This is a genomic window from Streptomyces sp. NPDC026589, from assembly GCF_040638385.1.
Taxonomy (GTDB): domain Bacteria; phylum Actinomycetota; class Actinomycetes; order Streptomycetales; family Streptomycetaceae; genus Streptomyces.
In genome coordinates, this window is record NZ_JBEZYG010000020.1 from 123513 (window position 1) to 145087 (window position 21575).

The window sequence follows — 21575 nt, forward strand, 5'->3', positions numbered from 1 at the left end:
TCTTCGCCGGGGCGCGCACTCCGGACCCGCCCCCGTTCGCCTCGCCGTCCACGTGGCTCTCCCCCCTTGCCCGTCGGCGTCGAGCCGACGTTCCGCTTCCTCGTGTCCGAGCAGGGTAAGCGGGTGACCGAGAGGGTTTCACGGGGTGAAGTCGGCACACCCGGACCGGCCCCGGCTGCCTGTTGTCGGCAACCACGGCCGGGGTGTCAGAGCCCTCGCGTAGGTTGAGCGCCGTCGCAGTCGAACGGAAGGCACACAGTGAAGGCGTACGAACTGGCGTTCGGGGAATCCGCCGACAAGTTGACGGTCCTCCCCGGCAAGCCCATCGAGACCGATCTGCCCGGTGCCCGCGTCGCCGGGTGGTGCGGCGGTCGTGCGCCCGGCATCGGGACGGCCGCGTGGCCGCGGAGCCCCGTCACCGGACTGCCGATGATTCACGTCATCACCCTCGAACTGCCGGAGGACTACCGGCGCAAGGGCGAGGACCTGGTGGCCATCTCCTTCTTCCAGGCCGACGACCATGTCGCCGACGACATCGAAGGCGTCACCGAGCTGCTGGAGGGCACCGCGCCCACCGCCGAGCAGGCCGCCGATCCCTTCCTCGCCGCGGTGGCCGCGACGGCCGCGGCGCGCCATCCCCAGCAGCGGGACCTGGAAGACCTCATCGGCGGCGCGCACGCGCTCCTGTGGCTCACCGCCGAGGAGTTCGCCGCGCCCCGCACCGGTCCTCCGGCCGACATCCGCCCGGCCGGCCTCGGCGATCACTACAGCCGCGGCCAGAACGCCTGGGACGACAGCGCGCCCGAGACCACCGTCTGGCTCGGCGAGCGCACCGGCGACGCCAACACCGGCGTCGCCCCGGCGGAGGACGGCGCGGGCGGCTATGTGGCCGCCTGGTCCTCCGAGGACGAGCAGCTCCAGGAGTTCTGGTCGTGCATCGAGGGAACCTCGCACCTGGGCGGAACGATCATGCCCTGCCAAGGGATGCCCGAGGGGCTGACCCCGTACGTCTTCGAGCTGGAGGACGGCGTCGGCGGGTTCAACCTCGGCGGCGGCACCGCGCAGATCGACCTGGAGTCGGACGTCTTCGACTGGGCGCAGTAGGCCGGCAGCACGGTAGGACGCCAAGTCGGCACGACGCCGGCGCGCGGCAGCGCGGTAGTCGGCACGACGGGCTGCCGGCACAACAGGTTGCTGGCACGACGGGCTGCCGGCACGACGGGCTGCCGCCCAGGGCTCAGCCGGGGCTCAGTCGCCCCCGCAACCGCCTCCGCAGCTGGACCCGCAAGTCGACCCGCAGCCGCCCCCGTTGTCCCGGTTGCCGGAGCCGCTCCCGCTCGACCCGCGCGACGGGCGGGGCGGTGGGTTCCTGCGGCGCTCCTCCGCCTCGCGCTGTGCCCTCCGTTGGCGCTCCGCCCGCTCCCGGCCCTCGCGCAGCCGCTCCTGCTGCCGGGCGGCGCCGTCCGCCGGTTCCCACGGGCCCAGCCGGTGGCGGCGGTCCGGCCGGAGCGGGGCCGTGGTCACGGTCGCGTACATCCGCCCCATCTCCTGGTAGCGGTGGTACTCCGCGCAGGCGTAGGCGAGGACGACCTCGTCGCCCTCCGCGAGGGTGCCGTACAGGACCGCTTCGAAGGGCTCGTGCTTCGGGTCGATGTCGTGGTGCCCGTTCCCCACCCCGTACGCCGAGCCGCTGCCCAGGAGCCGCGTCCGGTCGCGGGTGTCTCTCGCGCGCGGGATGTACGCGATCAGGGGCGGTGCGGTGCGGGTGCGGGCGTCCGCGCAGATCCAGTGGCGCCCGTCCGCTCCGGCGCGCACGCCCACGATCAGGGCCGGCTGCTCCTTCTCGTGCAGCCGCCGCGCCGCCCGGTAGGCGAGCTGGCCCCAGCCGCCGAAGGTCGTGCCGGCGACGAGGAGCACCAGGGCGACGCGCTGCTGCCCGACAGCGTCGTACCCGGCGCCACCCGAGGTCAGGTCCTCGACCAGGCCGTCGGTGAGGATCCCCGCGGCGACGAGGCAGAGCGCCAGCCCGAGGTACACCTGGGCGTGACCGCGACGGCCGTCCGATTCCGGGACGCGGTCGGGCAGCGGGAAGCGACGCTTCCCGGCCGCTTCGAGGGCCAGGGCCCGCTGCCGGCTGCGGGCCCGCAGCCGGAGGCAGCTTCCCGCGAGCACCACGGCGCAGAGGGCGAGGACGACCAGGTGGCCGGCTGTCGCCGGCCGGTCGGAGTCTCCGGGCCGGGCCAGGGACAGCCCCGCCCCCACGGCGACGTACAGCGCGGCCGGAACCGCCGCGACCGGAACGTACCGGTACCAGAACGGCAGGGCGGTCAGCAGGACCACGCCCGGGTACCTCAGCCAGTCCGTCCCGCCCCCGGCCCCGCCGACCCAGGCCGCGGAGCCGGACGAGATCCCGAACAGGAGGACGTACGCCGCCGCCACCAGGGCGGCGAGGATCCAGCCGCCCGCGACCGGGGCGAGCACGGCCGGGACCCCCGCTCTCCGCCACCGTTCGGCATCGGCGGCGGGCCAGACGGCGACGCCGCCGGACAGCCGGGAGACCGTGCCGCCCCCGGTCACGGACCAGGTGACGGAGGCTCCGTCGGGCAGGATCTCGGGTGGCAGACGCTTGATGTGATACGCCGTCACCGGTCCACCGCCACACGCCCGCGTATGCGCCCACGTATGCCCATGCCGCACGCCCCCCGACGCTCACTCCCCCGTGCATTCCCGGCCAGTCTGCCCACCACGGACCACCGCCACACGGCGGAGAGCGCTTTCCGGCCAAGCATTCCGGTCCGGTAACAACGCCCGCACCGCTCGCCACAAGCCTTTAGGGTTCCTCACGGTTGCCCCTTGAACGTGTTCAGGGGGCTCTCCTGGGGAGGGGGACTGCGAGATGCGCAGTGGAGCGAAGGTCGCCGTGATCGGCGGAGCGTTCGTCCTGGTGGCCGGAGGGATCGGTTACGGGGCGTACAGCATGCTCGGGGACACGGGCGGCGGGGACGGCGGTACGCGGAGCGCGTCCGAGTCGTCGAAGGTGCAGACGGGGCCGCCGAGCGCGGAGGAGATAGCGGAGACGTCGAAGGGCTTCCTCGACGCGTGGGCATCCGGTGACGCGACGGCCGCGTCGCTCCTCACCAACAACGAGGCGGGCTCGGAGCCGGTGCTCGCCTCGTACGGCGAGGACGCCCGCATCGGCAAGGTGAAGATCACCCCGGGCCCGGCGGTGGGCACGAAGGTGCCCTACACGGTGAAGGCGACCGTCTCGTACGACGGGAAGTCCAAGCCCCTGTCCTACGCCTCCGAGCTGACCGTGGTGCGCGGCCTGACGACGGGCAAGGCGCTGGTCGACTGGGCCCCGACGGTCGTGCACCCGCAGCTGACGGAGGGCGCGACGCTGAGGACGGGCGAGTCCTCGACGCCGACGATCGAGGCCGTCGACCACAACGGGAAGGTACTGACCAAGGAGGAGTACCCCTCGCTCGGACCGATCCTGGACACGCTGCGCGAGAAGTACGGGGAGAGCGCGGGCGGTTCGCCCGGCATCGAGACGTGGATCGAGCCCACCGACGAGACCCAGCCGGACGTCAACCTGCTGACGCTGGCCAAGGGCAAGCCCGGCAAGGTGCAGACGACGATCGACGCGGACGCGCAGGCGGCGGCCGAGCGGGCGGTGAAGAAGTTCCCGGAGGCGTCCGTGGTCGCGGTGAGGCCGTCCACCGGGGCGATCCGCGCGGTGGCCAACAACCCGGCGACCGGGTTCAACGCGGCGATGCAGGGGAAGCAGGCGCCCGGCTCCACGCTGAAGATCATGACGGCGGCGATGCTGCTGGAGAAAGGCCTGGTCACGGCGAACGGGGCGGCGGAGTGCCCCAAGGAGGCCAGGTACTACACCCGCACGATCCACAACCTGAAGCACTTCTCGCTGCCCGACGGCTCGACGTTCACGCAGAGTTTCGCCAGGTCGTGCAACACCGCCTTCGTCAAGCTGATCGACGACGTCGACGACGACTCGGCGCTCGCCAAGGAGGCGCGGGAGGTCTTCGGGATCGGCCTGGACTGGAAGTCCGGTGTCGTCACGACCGACGGCAGCGTGCCGGAGGAAGTGCAGGGTGAGGCCGCCGCCCAGTACATCGGTCAGGGCACGGTCCAGATGAACGCCCTCAACATGGCGTCCATCACCGCCACCGCCATGACCGGCACCTTCAACCAGCCGGTCATCGTCCCGAAGTCCCTGGACAACCGGCAGTTGGCCGAGGCCTCGCGCTCGCTGTCCCCCTCCGTCACCCAGCAGCTCAAGACGATGATGCGCGCCACGGCCGCCTGGGGCACCGGCGCGGAGGCGATGGCCTCGGTGGGCGGTGACAAGGGAGCCAAGACCGGTTCGGCGGAGGTCGACGGACAGGACACCTCCAACAGCTGGTTCACCGGCTTCAGCGACGACCTCGCCGCGGCGGCGGTCGTCCAGACCGGCGGCCATGGCGGCGACGCGGCGGGCCCGGTCGTGGCGGAGGTGCTGAAGGCGGGCCGCTGAGCCGCGGCCGAAGCCTTACCCCGCCGGCCAGTCCCCCCGCCCCACCAGGTCCAGCACCAGGGCGGCGATGTTCCACGCGTCGTCGTCGCCCCGGTGGTGGCGGCCCTCCAGCGGGAGACCGGCCACCTCCAGCGCCTGGGCCATGCCGGGGCGGCGGCGCAGCCCGTACGCGGCGGTGAAGGTGACCTTGGCATTCGTGTGCCGCTGCCCGAAGGGGTACTCCGCGCCCGCCGCCCGGCACTGGCGCGTGAACTGGTTACGGTCGTAGTCGCCCCAACTAGCCCACGGCAGAAGCCCCGTACGGTGTTCGGCCGCCAGCACCCGGCAGGCCTGGGCGAAGGGCAGGCCGCCGTCGACCTCCGCCTGCGTCAGCCCGGTCAGCTCCGTGCAGAACGGGCTGACCTTCGAGCGCGTGGGCCGGACCGACAGCCGGTGCTTGGCCAGCCGTCGGCCCGCCCGCAGGTCGACGACGGTGAGGCCGATCTCGATGATCTCGCTCACCTGGCCGGGCGGCGGCTGCCCGTCCCAGCAGGTCGCCTCGACGTCGACCACGTTCAGCAGGTGCTCGCCCTGCCCGCCCATGCCCATGCCCATGGGGTGAGCGTAGGAGCACCCCCGCCCCGGGTCATCCGGGTTTCGCCGCCCCGCTCCCGGAGCGCGCGGCGGCGACGGCCCCGGGCAAATCCGCCCCCGGCAGACCCGGTTCGGGCAGGGTGCGGAAGAACAGCCAGCTCAGCAGGGGCATCGCCACGAGCGGCGCCAGGGCGGTCTGCAGGGACGTCGCGTCGGCGAGCGCCCCGACGGCGGGGCTGGCCAGGCCGCCGATGCTGACGGTCAGGCCGAGGGTGATACCGCTGGCGGTGCCGGGCCGGGAGGGCAGGTAGTCCTGGCCGAGGGTGACCTGGAGCGAGAAGGGCACGTACAGGCCGGCCGAGGTCACCGCGAGGAACAGGAAGACGGCCGGGCCGGGCGCCCACACCACGCCCGCGACGGCCGCGACCGTGACCAGGTACGACCAGCGCGCGACCGCCACCCGGTCCCACCGGTCGGCCAGGGACCCGCCGAGCACCGCGCCCACCGTGCTGCCGAGGTAGAGCACGAACAGGGCCGCGGTCCCCACGGCGATGCCGCCGCCCAGGCGCTGGCGGACGTACAGCGAGATGAAGGTGCTCAGGCCGATGAACGCGATCGACCGGAAGACCACGGCCAGGGACAGCCGCACGAAGGAGGCGACGTCGTCGCTCCCGGCCGGCGGCGCCGTCGTCCGGGGCCCGGCGGCCTGCCGCTGCTGAAGGGCGCGCACGACCGGCAGGCACAACGCGGCGCCGACGAGGGCCGGCAGCACCAACAGCGGCGTCCAGCGCAGCCCTCCGACGCTCATCACGGCGGCGACCATGAGCGGGGCGAGCGCGAAGCCGACCGTGCCGCCCGTGGAGAACCAGCCCATCGCCCGGTGGCTGCCCCGGCCGGCGATCCGGGCGACCCGGGCGGATTCCGGGTGGTAGGCGGCCACCCCGATACCCGACAGCGCGACGAACACCAGGGTGAGCGCATAGGAGCCGCTCAGCCCGCTGAGCGCGATGCCGACACCACCGAGCAGCGTGCTGACGGGCAGAAGCCACGGCATGGCCCAGCGGTCGGTGAGTACGCCGAACAGCGGCTGCGCCACGGAGGACAGCAGCGAGGCGGCCAGCACGATGCCCGAGGCGACCGCGAGGGAGTAGGAGCGCTCGGCGATGAAGAACGGCACCAGGGCCGCGACGGAGCCCTGGTAGATGTCGACACAGGCATGGCCCACGGACAGCAGGACGATCGGCGTGTTCCTTCGCATCCCGCCATGTTCCGGCCCGGGGCCGCTGTCGCGCTTTCGATAAACTGCCACATGATGCCGAACATCCGCCAGGCTTCCATCGGCCGACCTCCCGTAAGGCAGCCTTCCGTCCGGCAGCCTTCCGTCAGGCAGCCTTCCGCCCGGCAGGCCGCCACCCCGCAGGCTTCCACCCCGCAGGCCGCCGTCCGGCACGATCCGGTGGCTCCGACCCGCACCCGGCGGTTGGCTCCCGGCGGCTCGATCGACGCCCACCGGCACGACGACCACCAGATCGTCTACGCGGGCCGCGGGGTGCTGACCGTCACGACCAGCGCGGGGTCCTGGGTCGCCCCGGCCACGCGCGCGATCTGGGTGCCCGCCGGCACCGTGCACGCGCACCGGGCCTACGGCGAACTCGACCTGCATCTGGTGGGGTTGCCCGTCACCGAGAATCCGCTAGGCCTGGACACACCGACCGTGCTGGCCGTCAGCCCGCTGCTGCGCGAACTGCTCATCGCCTACACCCGCGCCGAGGGCGACGACCGCCCCGAACGGGCCCGTCTCCGCGCCGTGCTCCTCGACCAACTGCGGGCCTCGGCCCAGCAGCCGTTGCACCTGCCGACGCCCGGCGCCCCGCTGCTGCGCGACCTGTGCGACATCCTCCGGGCCGACCCGGGCGACAGCCGTACGCTCGCCGAACTCGGCCGCCGGGTCGGGGCGAGCGACCGGACCCTGTCCCGGCTGTTCCGCAGCGACCTCGGCATGACCTTCCCGCAGTGGCGCACCCAGCTCCGTCTCCACCACGCCCTGATCCTCCTGACCGAGCGGACGCCGGTGACCGCGGTGGCGCACCAGTGCGGCTGGTCGTCCACCAGCGCCTTCATCGAGGTGTTCCGCCGCACGTTCGGCCACACCCCGGGCTCCCACCGGGCAGAGTGAGGGCGTCTGCCCGTCCGAGGGGAACGGCGTGCGCGTCCGCCCGTCCGAGAGGAACGGCGTGCGCGGTTGCCCGTCCGAGAGGAACGGCGTACGCGGTTGCCCGTCCGAGGGGAACGGCGTACGCCCGGCAGGGCACGACCGCCTCGCGCCCACCCCCCGGAACCCTCTCGCATGCATACTGCACCGACCGCTAGCGTGCAGCCATGAGCACTCCCGAACCCCTCGAAACCACTCCCGCCGCCCCCGTCTCCCACGCCCACCCCCGGTTCGCCGAGGCGCTGGCCGAGCTGGGCCTCCAGGTCGAGGTGCGCCGCTTCCCCGACGCGACCCGTACGGCGGCGGAGGCCGCCGCCGCGATCGGCTGCTCGCTGAGCGAGATCGTCAAGTCCCTGGTCTTCACGGCGGACGGCGCCCCGGTGCTGGTCCTGATGGACGGCTCCTCGCGGGTGGACGTCGAGCTGGTACGGCGCGAACTCGGCGCGCGGAAGGTCAAGCGGGCGGACGCGGACCTGGTCCGGGAGACGACCGGGTACGCGATCGGCGGCGTACCGCCCTTCGGCCACGCCACCAGAACCCGTGTCCTGGCCGACCGGCGCCTCCTGGACCACGCGGTGGTGTGGGCGGCGGCGGGCACCCCGCACACGGTGTTCCCGCTCGACCCGAAAACGCTGATCGCCCACGCGGGCGCGACAGTTGTGGATGTGCGCGAGCCCGCCAAGTGACCCCTCTGGTCGCTCTCGCGGTCCTCATAGCCGCTGTCACGCATGCCAGTTGGAACGCCATCGCGCATCCGGACACTGGCAAGTATCAACAGAGGAGATCCAGTGAGCCGACCACTACGAGGATTGCGCGTCATCAGGCTGTCAGTCCTGACTGACGAGACGACATCCCCGGAGCGTCAGCGCGCATCCATCGACGGAACAGCCGCAGCGCTGGGCATCGACTGCGCCGACCGTGACGCTGTCGACCTGGGAGTCAGCGCAAGCCGCACAACTCCCTTCGAGCGGCCGGAACTTGGCCCATGGCTGGAACGGCCCGACGACTTCGACGCGCTCATCTGCTGGCGGTTTGATCGCCTTGTTCGGTCCATGGACGATATTCACGCGCTGAGTACATGGGCGCGGGATCACCGGAAGATGATTGTCTTCGCGGAGGGACCCGGGGGCAGGCTCGTTCTCGACTTCCGCAATCCGTTGGACCCCATGGCCCAACTGATGGTCACGGTCTTTGCGTTCGCCGCGCAAATGGAGGCCCAGGCCATCAAAGAGCGAGTCCAGGGCGCGCAGGCAGCAATGCGGGTAATGCCCTTTCGCTGGCGCGGATCTCGTCCGCCGTTCGGCTATGAGCCTGCTCCTCTGGAGTCGGGAGGATGGACGCTCGTACCCGATCAGAGCGCGATCATCGTTCTTGAACGCGTCATCCGTGATCTGAAAAAGGGCATGACGATTGCAGCCATCGCCATTGAGCTGAACAAGGAAGGCGTTCCCAGCCCGCGCGATCACTGGGCAATCAAGAAGGGCAGGGAGACCGGGGGAAAGACCGGCGGAAAGACTGGCACTACTCGCGATCGCTTCGGCTGGTCATTCGACGTCATCAAGCGGCTACTAAAATCTGAAACCCTCATGGGCTGGAAAGTTTCCAACGGAGTTCCGGTGCGGGACAACGAAGGTGCGCCGGTCATGTGCACAGCGGATCCCATCCTGAGCCGTGCCGAATGGGATGCCGTGCAACTCCTTCTCCCGAATCAGGAGACTGAGCGCAGCCCCCGCCGGGACACAAAAGCGCTGCTTCTGGGAGTCATTCATTGCACCTGCGGGGCACGCATGTACCTGAATGAGCAGACACGAGCCGGCCGCCGGTCCGCCATCTACAAATGCGCCGCACGGGCCAGGGGCCAGTTCTGCGAATACCCTTCGCACGTCCGTGCCGACTGGATCGAAGAGCACGTTACGGAACGATTCCTGCGCACCGTTGGCGGACTGCTGATTTCGGTTACGAGAGTCGTCCCCGGCTATGACCCTCAACCTGAAATTGATGCCACGGCAGCGGAGTTCTCCGCCCACCAGGAACAAGAGGGGCGGCAGCGTAGCAAGGCGGCCCGGGATGCCTGGCAGCGTCGCGCTGATGCCTTGGACAAGCGCCTGGCCGAACTTGAGTCGAGAGAGCGAGTGGAGCCCCGCACAGAGGTGACACACACCGGCCGCATCTACGCGAACAAGTGGGAAGATACGAAAGATGTAACGAAGAGGCGCGCAATGCTCCTCGAAGCGGGGACACACGTCACGGTGGCAAAGGCGACGACCATCCGGGATAAGGCGCTGGACACATCCCGGGTCGCCTTCGAACTAGCAGAGCCGTTCTTCTCAGACGCGGAGGTCGCGTTGGAAGCTGTTGCACGGCAAGAGAACGAGCCCCACTAATGCAGCGCACCCCTAACGGGAACTGCGCCTAGTTCTCGCCAGTAGATCAATGGCACCGGTCCGGAACCGACTTGGCAGAAAGGCCGGACCGGTGCCCCCTCGAAAGGGAGATGCCATTATGGCACACCGCACATTCCTCGACGGCCCACTTACTGAGGGCGAGCGCTTCGCCTTTCTGGCAGACGAGTACGACACCATAACGCGGCGGCTGGAAGCCCTGTACGACGCCCAAGGTGCGGGCGATGACACCGTACTGACCGCTCAGCGGATCCAGCGGTTGAAGTCTCTGCAATATGCGCTCCTGGGCCGTCCGGAGGCCATGGCCCGACGCGAAGCACTCCCCGACCCCGTCAGGCTCCCCCGCTACCGTGAGGCACTGGCGGCCCTGTAGTGGCCCCTGGCAGCCTTTCAGCCCCGTTCGGTCTCCCAAGGCCGGGCGGGGCTTCTTCGTGCCATCAGGCGACCTCCTACGGTTGCGACGACCCCCTGCCTGAAGGGCCTGTAGCCGCCCCTGAGCGGTTCGCCAGGCGCGCAAGCCACGGGCGGGATACGGAAGTGGCCTGCTGGGCCGTCAGGCAGGCGTACAGGCCCGCTCCCGGGTGGCGCTGCGCCGACTGGGCTGGCCCGCCCTGGCCACCCCCTGCCCGACTTGTCCGCTGGCGCTACAGCGGAAGTGGCGCAGCGAACGGATTCACAAGTTCACAGACTGCCTCTGACCTGCCCAGAGTGACGTAGTGACGATTTAGGCCCTCCCACAGATCAGTCCTATACGCATACAGAAGTTACCGGGGCAGCCCACTTTCCGTCACTCCGTCACCCCTGGCTCAATTACCGTGGGATTTCCTCCGCTGAGGTCACAGCTTGATCACGACATTCAGCTCGCTATTCACATAAGTGCAGGTCAGGGACTTGCGGGCGTTTCGCGACAGGCGACCGACGCAACTGATACAGGGTGCAGGGGGTAATCCACTCCCTAGACACATAGTGAAGGCGCTTTGTTCGCCTGGACGCTTTGCAGGGCAGCCCGCCAGTTAGTGCCCTCAGCGGAACCACCCACATTCCAACCCCCTGGTTAGTCTTACCTGATATGCGCTCTGGCGGGCCGCATTGGGTAGGGCCCCCAGGGGGTTTTTGCATTCCGCGCGCCGAGTGCATCTCGCGCCCTTCCTTCTAAGGATCCCGCATGAAGCCCGCCAGGCTCGATTACCTAGCAGCCCACCGCCGCGTCGTCGATGTAAAGGGTCCAGCAAGTGCGAAGCCCTGCGACGTTTGCGGGCTATTCGCAGCTGAATGGGCCTACACGCACCTGGACGACTCGGAAATATCCCGCGACGGGTACCTGTGGAGCGATAACACCATGCACTATTCGCCATTGTGCGTCCGCTGTCACCGGGGCTACGACCGCGCTTTCCGCCGCAGAGGCAGGGAGCACATGGTCGGGCTTCTGGCAAAACTGCGCGTAGAGGCGCACGCCAAACGCCCAGAATCCCAGCGGGAAACCGTGCGCGCCGCGTGTACCGACGCATGGCGCATGCGGGAAACGGCGCTAGGGCACATCAACCCTGAGGAGCGAGATTGAGTCAAGCGCTGAGCATCGTGGAACGCCATCTAGTGGTTCCGCGAGACGCCCGAGAGCGCGCAGAGGTGTTTGCCGCTCTCAACCAACTTCACCACCTATCCGCCGTGTCAGTCCCGGCCGGCCGGAACATCGAAAGGGGTTTCACCCATGAGTGACGCATTGCCGTGGTACCTGAAGCTGGACAGCACGATCAACCACAACCCTGCTAATCGGGAACGCTATCTACGAGATCTCGCATCCCAGGCAAGCCCCGACGCGGACAAGTACGTGACGAGCCTGAAGGCTGCGGAGGCCCGGGGCGTTCAGATCGATGGTTCCAGCAGGATGGCCGCTGGGTATGCGCAAAACGCGCGCCGGGCTGAGGCGATTCTCGAAGCGGGTATCCCCCAGAGCAATGGCCCTGCCATTTCTTCTGACGACCTGACGCCGGAGCAGCGTATTTCGCGCGGGTACGGGGGTAACACCTGATGACTCAGAATTCGATGGAGAAGGCCCGCGCTGCCAAGGCTGCTGCGGATGCCAAGCTCGCTGAGCTGGAAGCGGCGGAGGCTCATCGCGCGGCAGAGGCCGAAGCGGTCAAGCAGGCGGAGCGTAAGCGCCAGGCCGAGAGGTTCCTGACCGATCTGCCGGAGCTCGAACAGCGGATCAAGGGCGAGACTGTCACCTCGAAGCGCAAGGCGGAGGCACTGGAAGCCGGAACGTTGGGAGTCCTGGTGGCCAACTTCTTGGCCCGCCGTGATGCTCTCCAGATGCTCCGCAACTATGCGCAGGGATGCCGCCGCCTGCTGAACCAGGACCCGTACGTGGGCATTGCTGAGGTTCGGCACGTGGACCCCGGCGACGAACTGCGCCGCTGGAATGAAGCGGCTATGGCGTATCTGCGGGACCGTGACGCGCAGGCGCTGGCAGGTGAGGCGCTGGACGCCTACCGGGTCGACTGATTGCAGGGGGCAGGATGACTAGCTATTTCGACAGCGCATACCCGGTTGACGAGACGCTGTTGCAGCCGGGGCCGCTTTGGAACTACCCAAACTTGCCGCGTGATGCTGAGACTGGCGAGCCGCTGACACCGCCTGCGAAGTATGCCAGGGGTGTCACTGGTGAGCTGTACCGAATAGAGGGTACCAAGGCGTATCCGCTGGATAGCGGCATTGCCATGATCTTCCCTGCGGTAGTTCCCCCAGAGGCGTAGTTGCCTCTTCCCTGAGAACCCAGAGGCACGCTGCACATCTCGCGTCTGGCCGTTTTGCCATGGGCGGCCAGATAGCCGATGTGCAGCGTGCCTCTGTTCGTTCTTGACTCAACTCCCTTACATCGATAGCACATACGAAAGTGGTAGGTGGTCATGCCCAGCAAGCCCCGGGCCGCCTGCCCCATCCCCGGATGCCCCCGCCTGACCCCCGGCGGGAGATGTCCGGCCCACCGCGCTGAGGATGACGTGAGGCGTCGCCAGTCGAACAGGACCAAGGATTACGGAACGGCGCGCTGGCAGCGGATACGCAAGGCGTACCTGTACGCGAACCCCTGGTGTCTCCTGTGTGCCCGGCCGGCCACAGTTGCGGACCATCATCCGCTGAGTCGTAGGCAGTTGATGGAGAGGGGCGAGGCAAACCCTGACGCACCAAAGCACCTTCGCCCGCTCTGCGTGCGCTGCCACAATACGGGGACAGCTAAGAACCAGCCTGGCGGATGGGCAGCGGAGAACAAGGCAACACCTGTTCGCGGTGCGGGGGACTTCAGTCGCTTTGACGGCTGACCAGGGGTGGGGGGCCACCCCCTAACCCTCCTGAGATCGAACGACAGGGAGGGAAAACTTTAGCGCCGCAACTGGGACCGTTTGCGCGGAGATTTAGCCTAGTCATATTGCCGCCAGCCTGCGCATGTTGGTTCTGCAAAAAGACCCGCGTCAGATTCAGTCGTTTGCGCGGAGATATTGAGTACATCAGACACGGCCCGGTCCTCGCCGATCGGGCCTTGTTCATGCCCTGAAGGGGGCCCAATGCATCCCGATTACCGCGCCAAGGTGGCCGCCTTCCTGGCGCTGTCTACCGAGGAACTTGCGCGCCCTCTCTGGGAGATCCCGCCCGCTGACCGAACGGCATTCCTGGCCGCCCGTGCCCGGAAGCGACCTGAGCGCAACCCCGACGATGACCAGCGCGTGACAGAGTGGGCGGAGACCGAGTGATGAAGAGGATTTCGGTAACAGCAACTGTCCGGTACGCGGCCTTGCTGCGGCCATGGTGATCAGCTTTGCCACTCAGCGAGACCTAGCGATTTCCCACGGCGTACCTGTGGCCGTCGCTCCGGCCGTCCCCGTGGCCATCGATCTCTATTTGGTCTGGGCCGTCCGGTCAGGCCGGGACGTGGCGCTGAGCGTGGCCGTTGCTGTGTCCGCCAACGTGGCCGGAGTGCTGACGACTGAGTCCCTGTCCGCTGTCGGTACCTGGGTGTCAGCAGGACTTCACGGCGTCTTCCCGTTCTCTATCTGGCGGATGCACAGGCACAGCGAGCCGGACAGCGAAGCCAGCGGCGGGGAGCCTGTCCGGAAGGCTGGCAGCGACTGGCCGCCGGCTGACCTCTGGGCCGATTTTGAGGACAGCGCACCGGACGTTGCCCCGGCCGTCCCGCCTACCGCTGATGAGATCCGTTCGGCCATGGCCGCGCTGAGTTCGAAGCATGACCGCCCCGTGACCGGCCGCATGCTTGCTGATCACTTTTCTGTGTCGGACCGGACCGGCCGCCGATATCTCGCCATGGCCGTCTGAGCGCTTGCCCCGTACCCGCTGCCTGCCGGTGACTGGTACGGGGCCTTTCTGCGTTCTCGCTCGCTGCTATTTCTCTTCGTGGGGGCTGCTCCCCCCTTCAATCTCAGCCCTCAATACTTCCTTTGCCTCACTGGCCATCGTTACGCGAGTTCTTCGTTCGGTCAGAGCACGCTTCACAGCGACGGTGGCGACTGCAACCCCGCCCACTGTGAGCGCACATGCTCCGATTCCCAGGCCAAATGCCTTCGGGAACGCTTTCGACGCGGCTGCCGCTTCAATGCTACTGATCAGTTTATCGACACCCCCCGCTTCCTTTGCGGCTGTCGTGATCTCCTGATAGTGACCCAGATTCCCTGCCATGCGCCCCCCTCGATTCCACGTCTGCTGCTGCGTGGCGCTTCAATCATGCCCCCCTGCTGATGCCGGGGTGCCATGCTTCCGGAATTGAGTGATCCGCTTCCGTTCGGAGCTGCATAACTGACGCATCGTCAGAACAGTGGATCCGCACCGCTCCGCTAGACGGGGACATACGCTGGACGTGAGGTGATGCCGCGATGTCCACAGGGTTGGCCGACAACATCAGGCGATTCCGCCGCGCGGCGGGGCTGAGCCAAGAGGGCCTTGCCGCCAAGTCGCACCTGTCGCTCTCTACCGTGCGCAAGGTTGAGCAGGGCGGCCGAGTCAGCATGGACACGCTGGCGGCATTGGCCCGTGCGCTGGATGTATCGACGGCGGCCTTATTTGCCAGTGAGGCACCGGAGCCCACCATCGGCGCGGAGGACGAAGCTAACCGGCGAGGCATGGCGGAGATGCGACGGGCCCTGATGCCCCCTGTGGGACTCTTCGCGCCCCTGTCGGAGCCTGGGGAGGCCGGAGAGCCCCGGGCTGTCCTCCGTGGCGTACAGGACGGGCACGCGCTGTATCAGGCGGACCGCTATACGTCCGTGGCCCGCGCCTTGCCCAGCCTGCTGCGGTCCTCAGAGGCCGCCGTGGCGACCCTGGAAGGCGTGGAGCAGCAACAGGCCATGATTGCTCGCGCTCATGCGCTTCTGCTGACCGGCAAGTACCTAACCCAGGTCCGGCATTACGACATGGCTTACTTCGCCCTGGCAGAGGCCATCCGACTGGCGCGAGAAACCTGCCAAACACAACTGGCGGCAACCGGAGTTGTTGGCATGGGCTGGCTGCTGCTGCGACAGGACCGGTTCGACGAGAGTGAACAACTCGCATCCCAGACGGCAGCGGATATCGAGCCGCGCATTTCCCGGGCGACTGCCGCTGAACTGGCCGTCTGGGGGGAGTTGTGGCTACGGGTTGCCGCTGCCGCACGGAGGAACAACCGGCAAGACGTGGCGGACCATGCTCGACGGATGGCTGCCACAGCGGGCGGTGCGCTGGGGCGTGAACATACTGAATTCCCAGCCCACTGGAGTGCGTTCGGACCCGCCACTGCGGAAGCTAAGGCTGTTGAGGACCTGGCCCTGATCGGGGACCACCGGGGCGTGCTCCGGAGGGCCGACGATGGGCCGCTGAGTCCGAAGGCGGCGAAGAGCCTAGGGCGGCTTTCTCCGAACAACTGGAACCGGCATCGCCTGGACGTCGCCAGTGCCTATGTCTCGCTGGGATCCCATCAGGACGCGATGGATGAACTGATCTCCCTGCGGGAAACCGCAGATACCTGGATCGTCCATCAGCCGATGGCCCGCCGCGTCATGGCCGATATTCTCCGCACTCGCAAGCGGACTCTGACAGCGGACATGCGCCAGATGGCCGCCCACCTGGGCGTTGCGGGCTAGGTACCGCGTAGCGAAGTACATTGGAGACCCTGCACGGCGAACTACCGTGCTCTGCGACTGGGTTGCGATTCTGATGGGTCGTAAATTTCCTCTGCAAGCCGGACGGCGGAGGGATGATTCGTATGCACGCAAACGGCCGGCCCCGATTGCTTCCGTGGGCCACAGACGACGGTAAGGCGTGCCTACTGAGCGCCCCTGATGGCGGGGGATTCCTGTCCCGCCTCGCTGACGAGTTCGAGACTGCCCAGGTGGCCATCAGCGAGGAAACGCTGAGCGAGGCCAAGAGGGTTCTGGGCGACGTTATGTCGCCCCACGCGGAAGTGCGGTACGTCGGGATCCGCCTCGCTGAGTGCCTGGCCGATCTGCTGAGAATCGCGGAAAGCCGGAGGTTACGCCTGCCCAGCGGCAGCGACGGCCCGGAGGACTCCCCATGAGTGCCCGAGTATTCGGATTCGTAGACCTCACCATCCGCCACGCTCCTGAAGGCGGGTTCATCTTCGAAGCGTTCTGTGTGACAGCGGATTGCAATCAGGGCTCAGGTGCGCAGGACAGCCAGGGAGCCGCGCAGGACTGGTGTCTGCGCCATTCGGGGCTGAAGCCCGAACACGACCTTTTCCGCCGAGTGGCAACGGACCATGCGCGCGTCACGAAAGCGCAGCCCTGAACTTCCGCCCCTGTCGGATTTCTGGCGGCCGGCGGCAAGGACCACCCGTTCCGGCTGTTCTAACCCCTGGACAGGACGACAACCGGAACGGGCCAACCCAACAGGAAGGCACAGCAATGCGAGATGCACGCGCCTTATTGACCCCCGCAGGGTTCGAGGCTGTCACCGCAACAGTTCTCGACAACAACCCCGGCATGGACCACCCTACGGCGGAACGCATCGTCGTTGAAGCACTCAAGTTCGTCGATGCCGCAGCTCAGTTCCCCGCCGTCAGGATCGCCCCTTCCAAGGTGGTCGATGAGGGGTGGCACGCGATGATCCTGCGCACGGAGCTGTACGCCAAGCTGTGTGAGGGCTTGGGCCGCTTCGTGCATCACTACCCCGAGCGTCCCGACCCGGAGCGCTTCGACCAGCACGTCATCACCCGCACCGTGGCGACCATCGAACAGGCGGGATATCAGGTCGACTTCGAGCTGTGGACGGCCCCCGCGAAGAGCCTGGTGTCCGTGGCGGCGCAGTGCCAGCACACGCCCCCTGGCGGCTGCGGGCCTATCCGTCCGGGCAACTGCGCGACCACAGGCGAGTAGCTAGGCTGCCCGCACACAACGGAAGGTGACCCCGATGGACGCGGAGCAGGCCCGGCAGGTCGACAGCGTGTTGCGGCAGTTGGGCATCCCGGGTGTCGTCGCGCCGGAGGACCCGGAGAACCTGACGGGACCGTGGCGCGTGTATAACCAGGCCGACCCGGCGACCCGCACGGACACCACCGCTGATGTGCTGGTAGCCCTGGCGGCAGAGTTCGAACCGTCTACGCCCAAGCGGCGAAGCGGGCCGACCCGGGGGTTCGTGCTGCCACCCAAGAAGGTAGACGAGTAGTACCCGCACACCGGCCCCGGTCAGCGTTCTCTCTCGGATGCTGACCGGGGCTTCCGCGTGTCCGGGCGCATGGCGTACCTTGTTGGAAGTCGTAAGTGTTCGGACACGCGATCAAGGATCAGCTGCTCTCGTTCACGCTGATCTCCGGCGGCGGTCTGCTGATCGGCGCGGCGATGGCCCTCTTCGCCCCGTTCCCGGCGGCGGAGGCCTGGCCGTACCTGGTGGCGTCGGCCGCCCTGCACGTGCTGTACATGCTGCTGCTGATGCGCTCGTTCACGCTCGGCGACTTCGGGCAGATGTACCCGATCGCCCGGGGCACCGCCCCGCTGGTGGTGACGGTCCTGGCTGCGGTGTTCGTCGGCGAGCGCCCGGACGGCTGGGCCACGGCGGGCGTCGCGGTGGCCTCGGCCGGGCTGGTCGGGCTGGCGCTGTGGGGCATCCGGGGCTCCGGCAAGCGCCCGCACTGGCCCGCGATCGTGGCGGCCCTCGGTACCGGCCTGGCCATCGCCGGGTACACCACGGTCGACGGCGTCGGCGTGCGCGCCTCGGGCACCCCGCTGGGTTACGTCGCCTGGCTGATGGTCCTGGAGGGCCTGGCGATCCCGGCGTACGCGTACTACCGCCACCGCGCCGAACTCCTCCCGCGGCTACGGCCCTACGCGGTACGCGGCCTGCTCGGCGCGGCCCTCTCGGTGGCCGCGTACGGGCTGGTCCTCTGGGCCCAGACGAAGGCCCCGCTCGCCCCGATCGCGGCGCTGCGCGAGTCGTCGATCATCGTCGGCGCGGCGATCGGCACGCTGTTCTTCAAGGAGCGTTTCGGGGCCCCGAGGATCGCGGCGGCGGGGCTGATGGTGGTGGGCATCGGCCTGATGCTGCACACGAGTTGATGCCCCCCGCCCTGCGTCCCGGCAGGGGCGAGGGGCACCGATCGCCGATCGTGAGAGGCCGGCCTCAGACGGTGGCCTTGGACGGCTCGTCGTTCCTGTCCTCGTCCGTTCCGCCGGCCTTCCGGGTGCGGACGTATTCGAGGAAGGTGTTCAGCTCGCGCTTGACGACGGGCGCGAGGAGGTAGAGGCCGATGATGTTGACGACGGCCAGGGAGAAGAGCACCGCGTCGGCCAGGTCGATGAGGGTCTGCAGGGTGAGCAGGGACCCGGAGACGGCGAGCAGGGTGTAGAGGGACTTGAAGACGGTCTCGCTGGTGCGGCTGCGGCCGAAGAGGTAGGTCCAGGCCTTGAGGCCGTAGTAACCCCAGGTGAGAACCGTGGAGATCGCGAAGAGCAGCACGGCGACGGTCAGGACGTACGGGAACCAGGGCAGCACGGTCTCGAAGGCGTCCGAGGTGATCGTCACGCCGCCGATCGACGCACCGTCGCGCGCCTCGCCCCAGCTCGCCGGGTTGGCGATGACGATGGTCAGCGCGGTCATGGTGCAGATGACGACCGTGTCGATGAACGGCTCCAGCAGGGCCACCAGGCCCTCGCTGGCCGGGTGCCTGGTCTTGACCGCGGAGTGGGCGATCGGCGCGGAGCCGAGGCCGGCCTCGTTGGAGAACGCGGCGCGCTGGAAGCCGATGATCAGTGCGCCCAGCACACCGCCCGCGACGCCTTCGGGGTTGAAGGCGCCATCGATGATCGCGCCGATCGCGGCGGGCACGGCGGTGACGTTGACGAGGATGACGACGAGGCAGGCGGCGATGTAGATCCCGGCCATCGCGGGGATGAGCCGGCTGGTGACCGAGGCGATGGAGCGGATGCCGCCGAGGAGCACGATGCCGACGAGGGCGGCGACGAGGATGCCGAAGAAGAGCGCCCCGGCGGAGGAGCCCAGCGCCCCGTCCTCGCCACCGGTGACGGAGACGAGCTGGGCGTAGGACTGGTTGACCTGGAAGAGGTTGCCGCCGAAGAGCCCGAAGAACAGGATCATGATCGAGGCGAGGACGGCGAGGACCTTGCCCAAGGTCTTGCCGTTCTTCCCGAAGCGTTCGGCGAGCCCCTTGGGCAGGTAGTGCATCGGTCCGCCGGAGACGGTGCCGTCGGCGTGGACCTCGCGGTACTTCACGCCGAGGGTGACCTCGACGAACTTGGTGGCCATGCCGAGGAGACCGCAGAGGATCATCCAGAACGTGGCTCCGGCACCGCCGATGGAGACGGCGACGGCCACACCGGCGATGTTGCCGAGGCCGACCGTGCCGGAGACGGCGGCGGTCAGGGCCTGGAAGTGGTTGACCTCGCCCGCCGAGTCCTTGTCGTCGTACTTGCCGCGCACCACGTCGATGGCGAGGCGGAACTTGCGCAGCTGGATGAATCCGAACCAGCCGGTGAAGACGAGGCCCGCCACCACCAGCCAGGCGACGATGAGCGGGAGGTCCGTCCCGCCGACGGGGACGGCGTAGAAGACGATCTTGCCGAGCCATTCGGCTATCGGTTCGAAGAACCCGCTGACGGCTTCGTCGACGTTCTCGGTTATGGATTCGAGTGACACGTTGGCTACCTCGATGACGCGGGAACGGCGGACAAGTGGGGTGCTTCGCCGGTCGGTGTGCGATGGGGGGAACGTCGGGGACGTTTCTGGAGGGATGAGCGAACGTCGTCGTCCGGTCGGCGATCCGGCATGTCCCATGGAGTGGACGACGGCGACGGTCGCTCTGGCCTGCCACCGGGGCGGTCCCGGCGCTCCGCTTCGGCGAGGGTTCCGCCTACGAAGTTGGGCATTTGTACCACGCGATTTACCCGATCTTTAGTGATGCAGGTCACATTTTCGGCGTGCGGATGTGAAGATGCTGGGCGGGTGACATCACCGTTACGCGGGATCGCGGATACGTTTATCGGACACCTATCGGCAGGTCGGAGGGCACACCTCCGGACTGAGGGAATGCCTCTGACCGGAGGGGGAACCCCCGGACCAGAGAGGTCTTCCCGCCTCGCTTACCCCGCCGTGCGCCGCGTAGACAGACCGGCGCATAGACAGGCCGCCGCGCGGACAGACCGGCGCGACTCATCACCCCGTCGCGACGGCCGCGCAGAGCTCCCGCACCGCGACGAGGACCGCCTCCGGCGACTCGTCCAGCAGAAGGTGCCCCGCCCCCTCGATCACCCTGAACTCCGCCCCGAGCCGGCGCCGGGCGGCCGGCCCCAGGTGGCGCGGGGGCAGAAAGGGGTCCAATTCCCCCGTGACGACCAACGTGGGTACAGAGCGCCGCAGTTCGAGCAGACCGGACGGAAGGGGAGGCGGAGCGAGACTGGTACGGCAGCAGCGCCCGACCAGATCCATCCACTCCCCCAGGCCGTCGGCCACATGCCCTTCCTCTTCTCCTTGCCCCGACCCTCGCCCCGGAGCCGCCATGTGACGCACCAGCACCGTCGAACGGGCGACCGTGGGCCGCAGGAGCCAGGGAACGGTGGCGGCCAGCAGAGAGGCGGGAACCCTCAGCCGGACCATGCCGGCGCTGGAGAGCAGCACCCGGCCGACGATCTGCGGGGCGTCGCAGGCGAGGGCGACCGCGCCGCCCAGGGAATGCCCCACGACGACGACCGGCCCGGGCACCGCCCGCGCAAGAGCCTCGGTCAGCCATGTCCCGTACCAGGACGAGCGCTTGGCACGAGGCCGTCGGTCGGCGCTGAGCCCCGGCTGGCCGGGCAGGTCGAGGATGACCACCCGCCGTTCCCGGGCGATCGCCTCCGCCACCGGCAGACAGAGAGCGGCGTTCATGTTCGTCCCCGGCAGCAGGACGACACTCGGCTCCCCGCCGCGCGGCTCCGGCCCCGCGGTCACGACTCCGGTGACCCCGGCCGAGGTGACCACCTCGCTGCGGGCAGCGGCCAGGCCCGAACCGTCGATCCGGTTCACGCACCAGCGCCGCACTTCCGCTCGCGCCTGTTCACTCCGGTACACGGAAATCATGAGGCTGTCCTGGTCGGGGGCGATATCGGCATCGGAGGGCGCGCACCTCGCGATCGGGGCGGTGAGGTCAGTGCGCCGCGGCGTACGCGACGAAGCCTGCCCACGCGGCGGGGGCGACCGCCAGGCGTGGGCCCCGCGCGTTCTTGGAATCGCGCACGTGAACGGCGTCGGGGGCGGCGGCGACCTCGACGCAGTCGTTGGGGTTGCTGCTGTCGCTGTAGCTGCTCTTCTGCCAGCGCAGCTCGGACACTTCCCCGGCAGCAGGATCCTGAATCGCGTCGCTCACGGA

General features: G+C 68.5%; 23 protein-coding genes. 16 read left to right on the forward strand and 7 right to left on the reverse strand.

Annotation, left to right across the window (positions count from 1 at the left end):
* Positions 1 to 258: 258 nt before the first annotated feature.
* Positions 259 to 1104, forward strand: coding sequence for a hypothetical protein (locus tag AB0F29_RS29815; protein ID WP_361878307.1), 846 nt, complete (start codon positions 259 to 261; stop codon positions 1102 to 1104).
* A 144-nt stretch (positions 1105 to 1248) separates the two neighbouring features.
* Here AB0F29_RS29815 and AB0F29_RS29820 read toward each other — a convergent pair whose 3' ends face one another.
* The gene (locus AB0F29_RS29820) at positions 1249 to 2646 is read right to left on the reverse strand and encodes a hypothetical protein (RefSeq protein WP_361878310.1); all 1398 of its coding nucleotides are present in this window, start codon (positions 2644 to 2646) and stop codon (positions 1249 to 1251) included.
* Positions 2647 to 2896: 250 nt separating this feature from the next.
* On the opposite strand from AB0F29_RS29820, the gene AB0F29_RS29825 reads away from it, so the two are divergent.
* A complete protein-coding gene (locus AB0F29_RS29825; protein ID WP_361878313.1) occupies positions 2897 to 4534 on the forward strand; it encodes a penicillin-binding transpeptidase domain-containing protein in 1638 nt (545 codons plus the stop codon).
* 15 nt (positions 4535 to 4549) lie between these two features.
* On the opposite strand, the gene AB0F29_RS29830 is transcribed toward AB0F29_RS29825, so the two are convergent.
* Together AB0F29_RS29830 and AB0F29_RS29835 are read right to left on the reverse strand one after the other, a co-directional pair.
* A complete protein-coding gene (locus AB0F29_RS29830; RefSeq protein ID WP_361878432.1) occupies positions 4550 to 5122 on the reverse strand; it encodes a 3'-5' exonuclease in 573 nt (190 codons plus the stop codon).
* Between the two features lie 37 nt (positions 5123 to 5159).
* Positions 5160 to 6365: an MFS transporter gene (locus AB0F29_RS29835; RefSeq protein WP_361878315.1), complete on the reverse strand. Its 1206-nt coding sequence runs from the start codon at positions 6363 to 6365 to the stop codon at positions 5160 to 5162.
* 198 nt (positions 6366 to 6563) lie between these two features.
* Between AB0F29_RS29835 and AB0F29_RS29840 the strand changes: the two genes are divergently transcribed.
* The 8 genes from AB0F29_RS29840 to AB0F29_RS29875 all read left to right on the forward strand — a co-directional run bounded on the left by AB0F29_RS29840 (position 6564) and on the right by AB0F29_RS29875 (position 14047).
* The gene (locus AB0F29_RS29840; RefSeq protein WP_361878318.1) at positions 6564 to 7283 is read left to right on the forward strand and encodes a helix-turn-helix transcriptional regulator; all 720 of its coding nucleotides are present in this window, start codon (positions 6564 to 6566) and stop codon (positions 7281 to 7283) included.
* 203 nt (positions 7284 to 7486) lie between these two features.
* Positions 7487 to 8005, forward strand: a complete 519-nt coding sequence (locus AB0F29_RS29845) for a YbaK/EbsC family protein (protein WP_361878321.1) — start codon at positions 7487 to 7489, stop codon at positions 8003 to 8005.
* A gap of 102 nt (positions 8006 to 8107) precedes the next feature.
* Positions 8108 to 9703 (forward strand): recombinase family protein, encoded by a 1596-nt coding sequence (locus AB0F29_RS29850; RefSeq protein ID WP_361878324.1) that lies wholly within the window; start codon positions 8108 to 8110, stop codon positions 9701 to 9703.
* A gap of 118 nt (positions 9704 to 9821) precedes the next feature.
* Complete coding sequence (locus AB0F29_RS29855; RefSeq protein WP_361878327.1) at positions 9822 to 10094, forward strand: hypothetical protein; 273 nt, start codon at positions 9822 to 9824, stop codon at positions 10092 to 10094.
* Positions 10095 to 11429: 1335 nt separating this feature from the next.
* Positions 11430 to 11750 (forward strand): hypothetical protein, encoded by a 321-nt coding sequence (locus AB0F29_RS29860; protein WP_361878330.1) that lies wholly within the window; start codon positions 11430 to 11432, stop codon positions 11748 to 11750.
* Complete coding sequence (locus AB0F29_RS29865; RefSeq protein WP_361878333.1) at positions 11750 to 12223, forward strand: hypothetical protein; 474 nt, start codon at positions 11750 to 11752, stop codon at positions 12221 to 12223. Before AB0F29_RS29860 ends, AB0F29_RS29865 begins: the two co-directional genes overlap by 1 nt.
* A gap of 1058 nt (positions 12224 to 13281) precedes the next feature.
* On the forward strand, positions 13282 to 13467 hold the full coding sequence (locus tag AB0F29_RS29870; protein WP_361878336.1) for a hypothetical protein: 186 nt from the start codon (positions 13282 to 13284) through the stop codon (positions 13465 to 13467).
* 130 nt (positions 13468 to 13597) lie between these two features.
* On the forward strand, positions 13598 to 14047 hold the full coding sequence (locus AB0F29_RS29875; protein ID WP_361878339.1) for a hypothetical protein: 450 nt from the start codon (positions 13598 to 13600) through the stop codon (positions 14045 to 14047).
* Positions 14048 to 14113: 66 nt separating this feature from the next.
* On the opposite strand, the gene AB0F29_RS29880 is transcribed toward AB0F29_RS29875, so the two are convergent.
* On the reverse strand, positions 14114 to 14407 hold the full coding sequence (locus AB0F29_RS29880) for a hypothetical protein (RefSeq protein ID WP_361878342.1): 294 nt from the start codon (positions 14405 to 14407) through the stop codon (positions 14114 to 14116).
* 194 nt (positions 14408 to 14601) lie between these two features.
* On the opposite strand from AB0F29_RS29880, the gene AB0F29_RS29885 reads away from it, so the two are divergent.
* The 6 genes from AB0F29_RS29885 to AB0F29_RS29910 all read left to right on the forward strand — a co-directional run bounded on the left by AB0F29_RS29885 (position 14602) and on the right by AB0F29_RS29910 (position 18270).
* Positions 14602 to 15843 (forward strand): helix-turn-helix transcriptional regulator, encoded by a 1242-nt coding sequence (locus tag AB0F29_RS29885; protein WP_361878345.1) that lies wholly within the window; start codon positions 14602 to 14604, stop codon positions 15841 to 15843.
* 248 nt (positions 15844 to 16091) lie between these two features.
* On the forward strand, positions 16092 to 16277 hold the full coding sequence (locus tag AB0F29_RS29890) for a hypothetical protein (protein ID WP_361878348.1): 186 nt from the start codon (positions 16092 to 16094) through the stop codon (positions 16275 to 16277).
* A complete protein-coding gene (locus tag AB0F29_RS29895) occupies positions 16274 to 16507 on the forward strand; it encodes a hypothetical protein (RefSeq protein ID WP_361878351.1) in 234 nt (77 codons plus the stop codon). The genes AB0F29_RS29890 and AB0F29_RS29895 overlap by 4 nt, the downstream gene beginning before the upstream one ends.
* 116 nt (positions 16508 to 16623) lie before the next feature.
* The gene (locus AB0F29_RS29900; RefSeq protein WP_361878354.1) at positions 16624 to 17094 is read left to right on the forward strand and encodes a hypothetical protein; all 471 of its coding nucleotides are present in this window, start codon (positions 16624 to 16626) and stop codon (positions 17092 to 17094) included.
* Positions 17095 to 17128: 34 nt separating this feature from the next.
* Positions 17129 to 17383 carry a hypothetical protein gene (locus tag AB0F29_RS29905; RefSeq protein WP_361878357.1) on the forward strand — a complete coding sequence of 85 codons (255 nt, stop codon included), beginning with the start codon at positions 17129 to 17131 and terminating at the stop codon, positions 17381 to 17383.
* A 95-nt stretch (positions 17384 to 17478) separates the two neighbouring features.
* Positions 17479 to 18270: a DMT family transporter gene (locus tag AB0F29_RS29910; protein ID WP_361878360.1), complete on the forward strand. Its 792-nt coding sequence runs from the start codon at positions 17479 to 17481 to the stop codon at positions 18268 to 18270.
* 64 nt (positions 18271 to 18334) lie between these two features.
* On the opposite strand, the gene AB0F29_RS29915 is transcribed toward AB0F29_RS29910, so the two are convergent.
* The 3 genes from AB0F29_RS29915 to AB0F29_RS29925 form a co-directional block, all read right to left on the reverse strand.
* Complete coding sequence (locus AB0F29_RS29915) at positions 18335 to 19867, reverse strand: alanine/glycine:cation symporter family protein (protein ID WP_361878363.1); 1533 nt, start codon at positions 19865 to 19867, stop codon at positions 18335 to 18337.
* 516 nt (positions 19868 to 20383) lie between these two features.
* On the reverse strand, positions 20384 to 21286 hold the full coding sequence (locus tag AB0F29_RS29920; protein ID WP_361878366.1) for an alpha/beta fold hydrolase: 903 nt from the start codon (positions 21284 to 21286) through the stop codon (positions 20384 to 20386).
* 67 nt (positions 21287 to 21353) lie between these two features.
* Positions 21354 to 21572: a DUF397 domain-containing protein gene (locus AB0F29_RS29925; protein ID WP_361878369.1), complete on the reverse strand. Its 219-nt coding sequence runs from the start codon at positions 21570 to 21572 to the stop codon at positions 21354 to 21356.
* Positions 21573 to 21575: the final 3 nt, after the last annotated feature.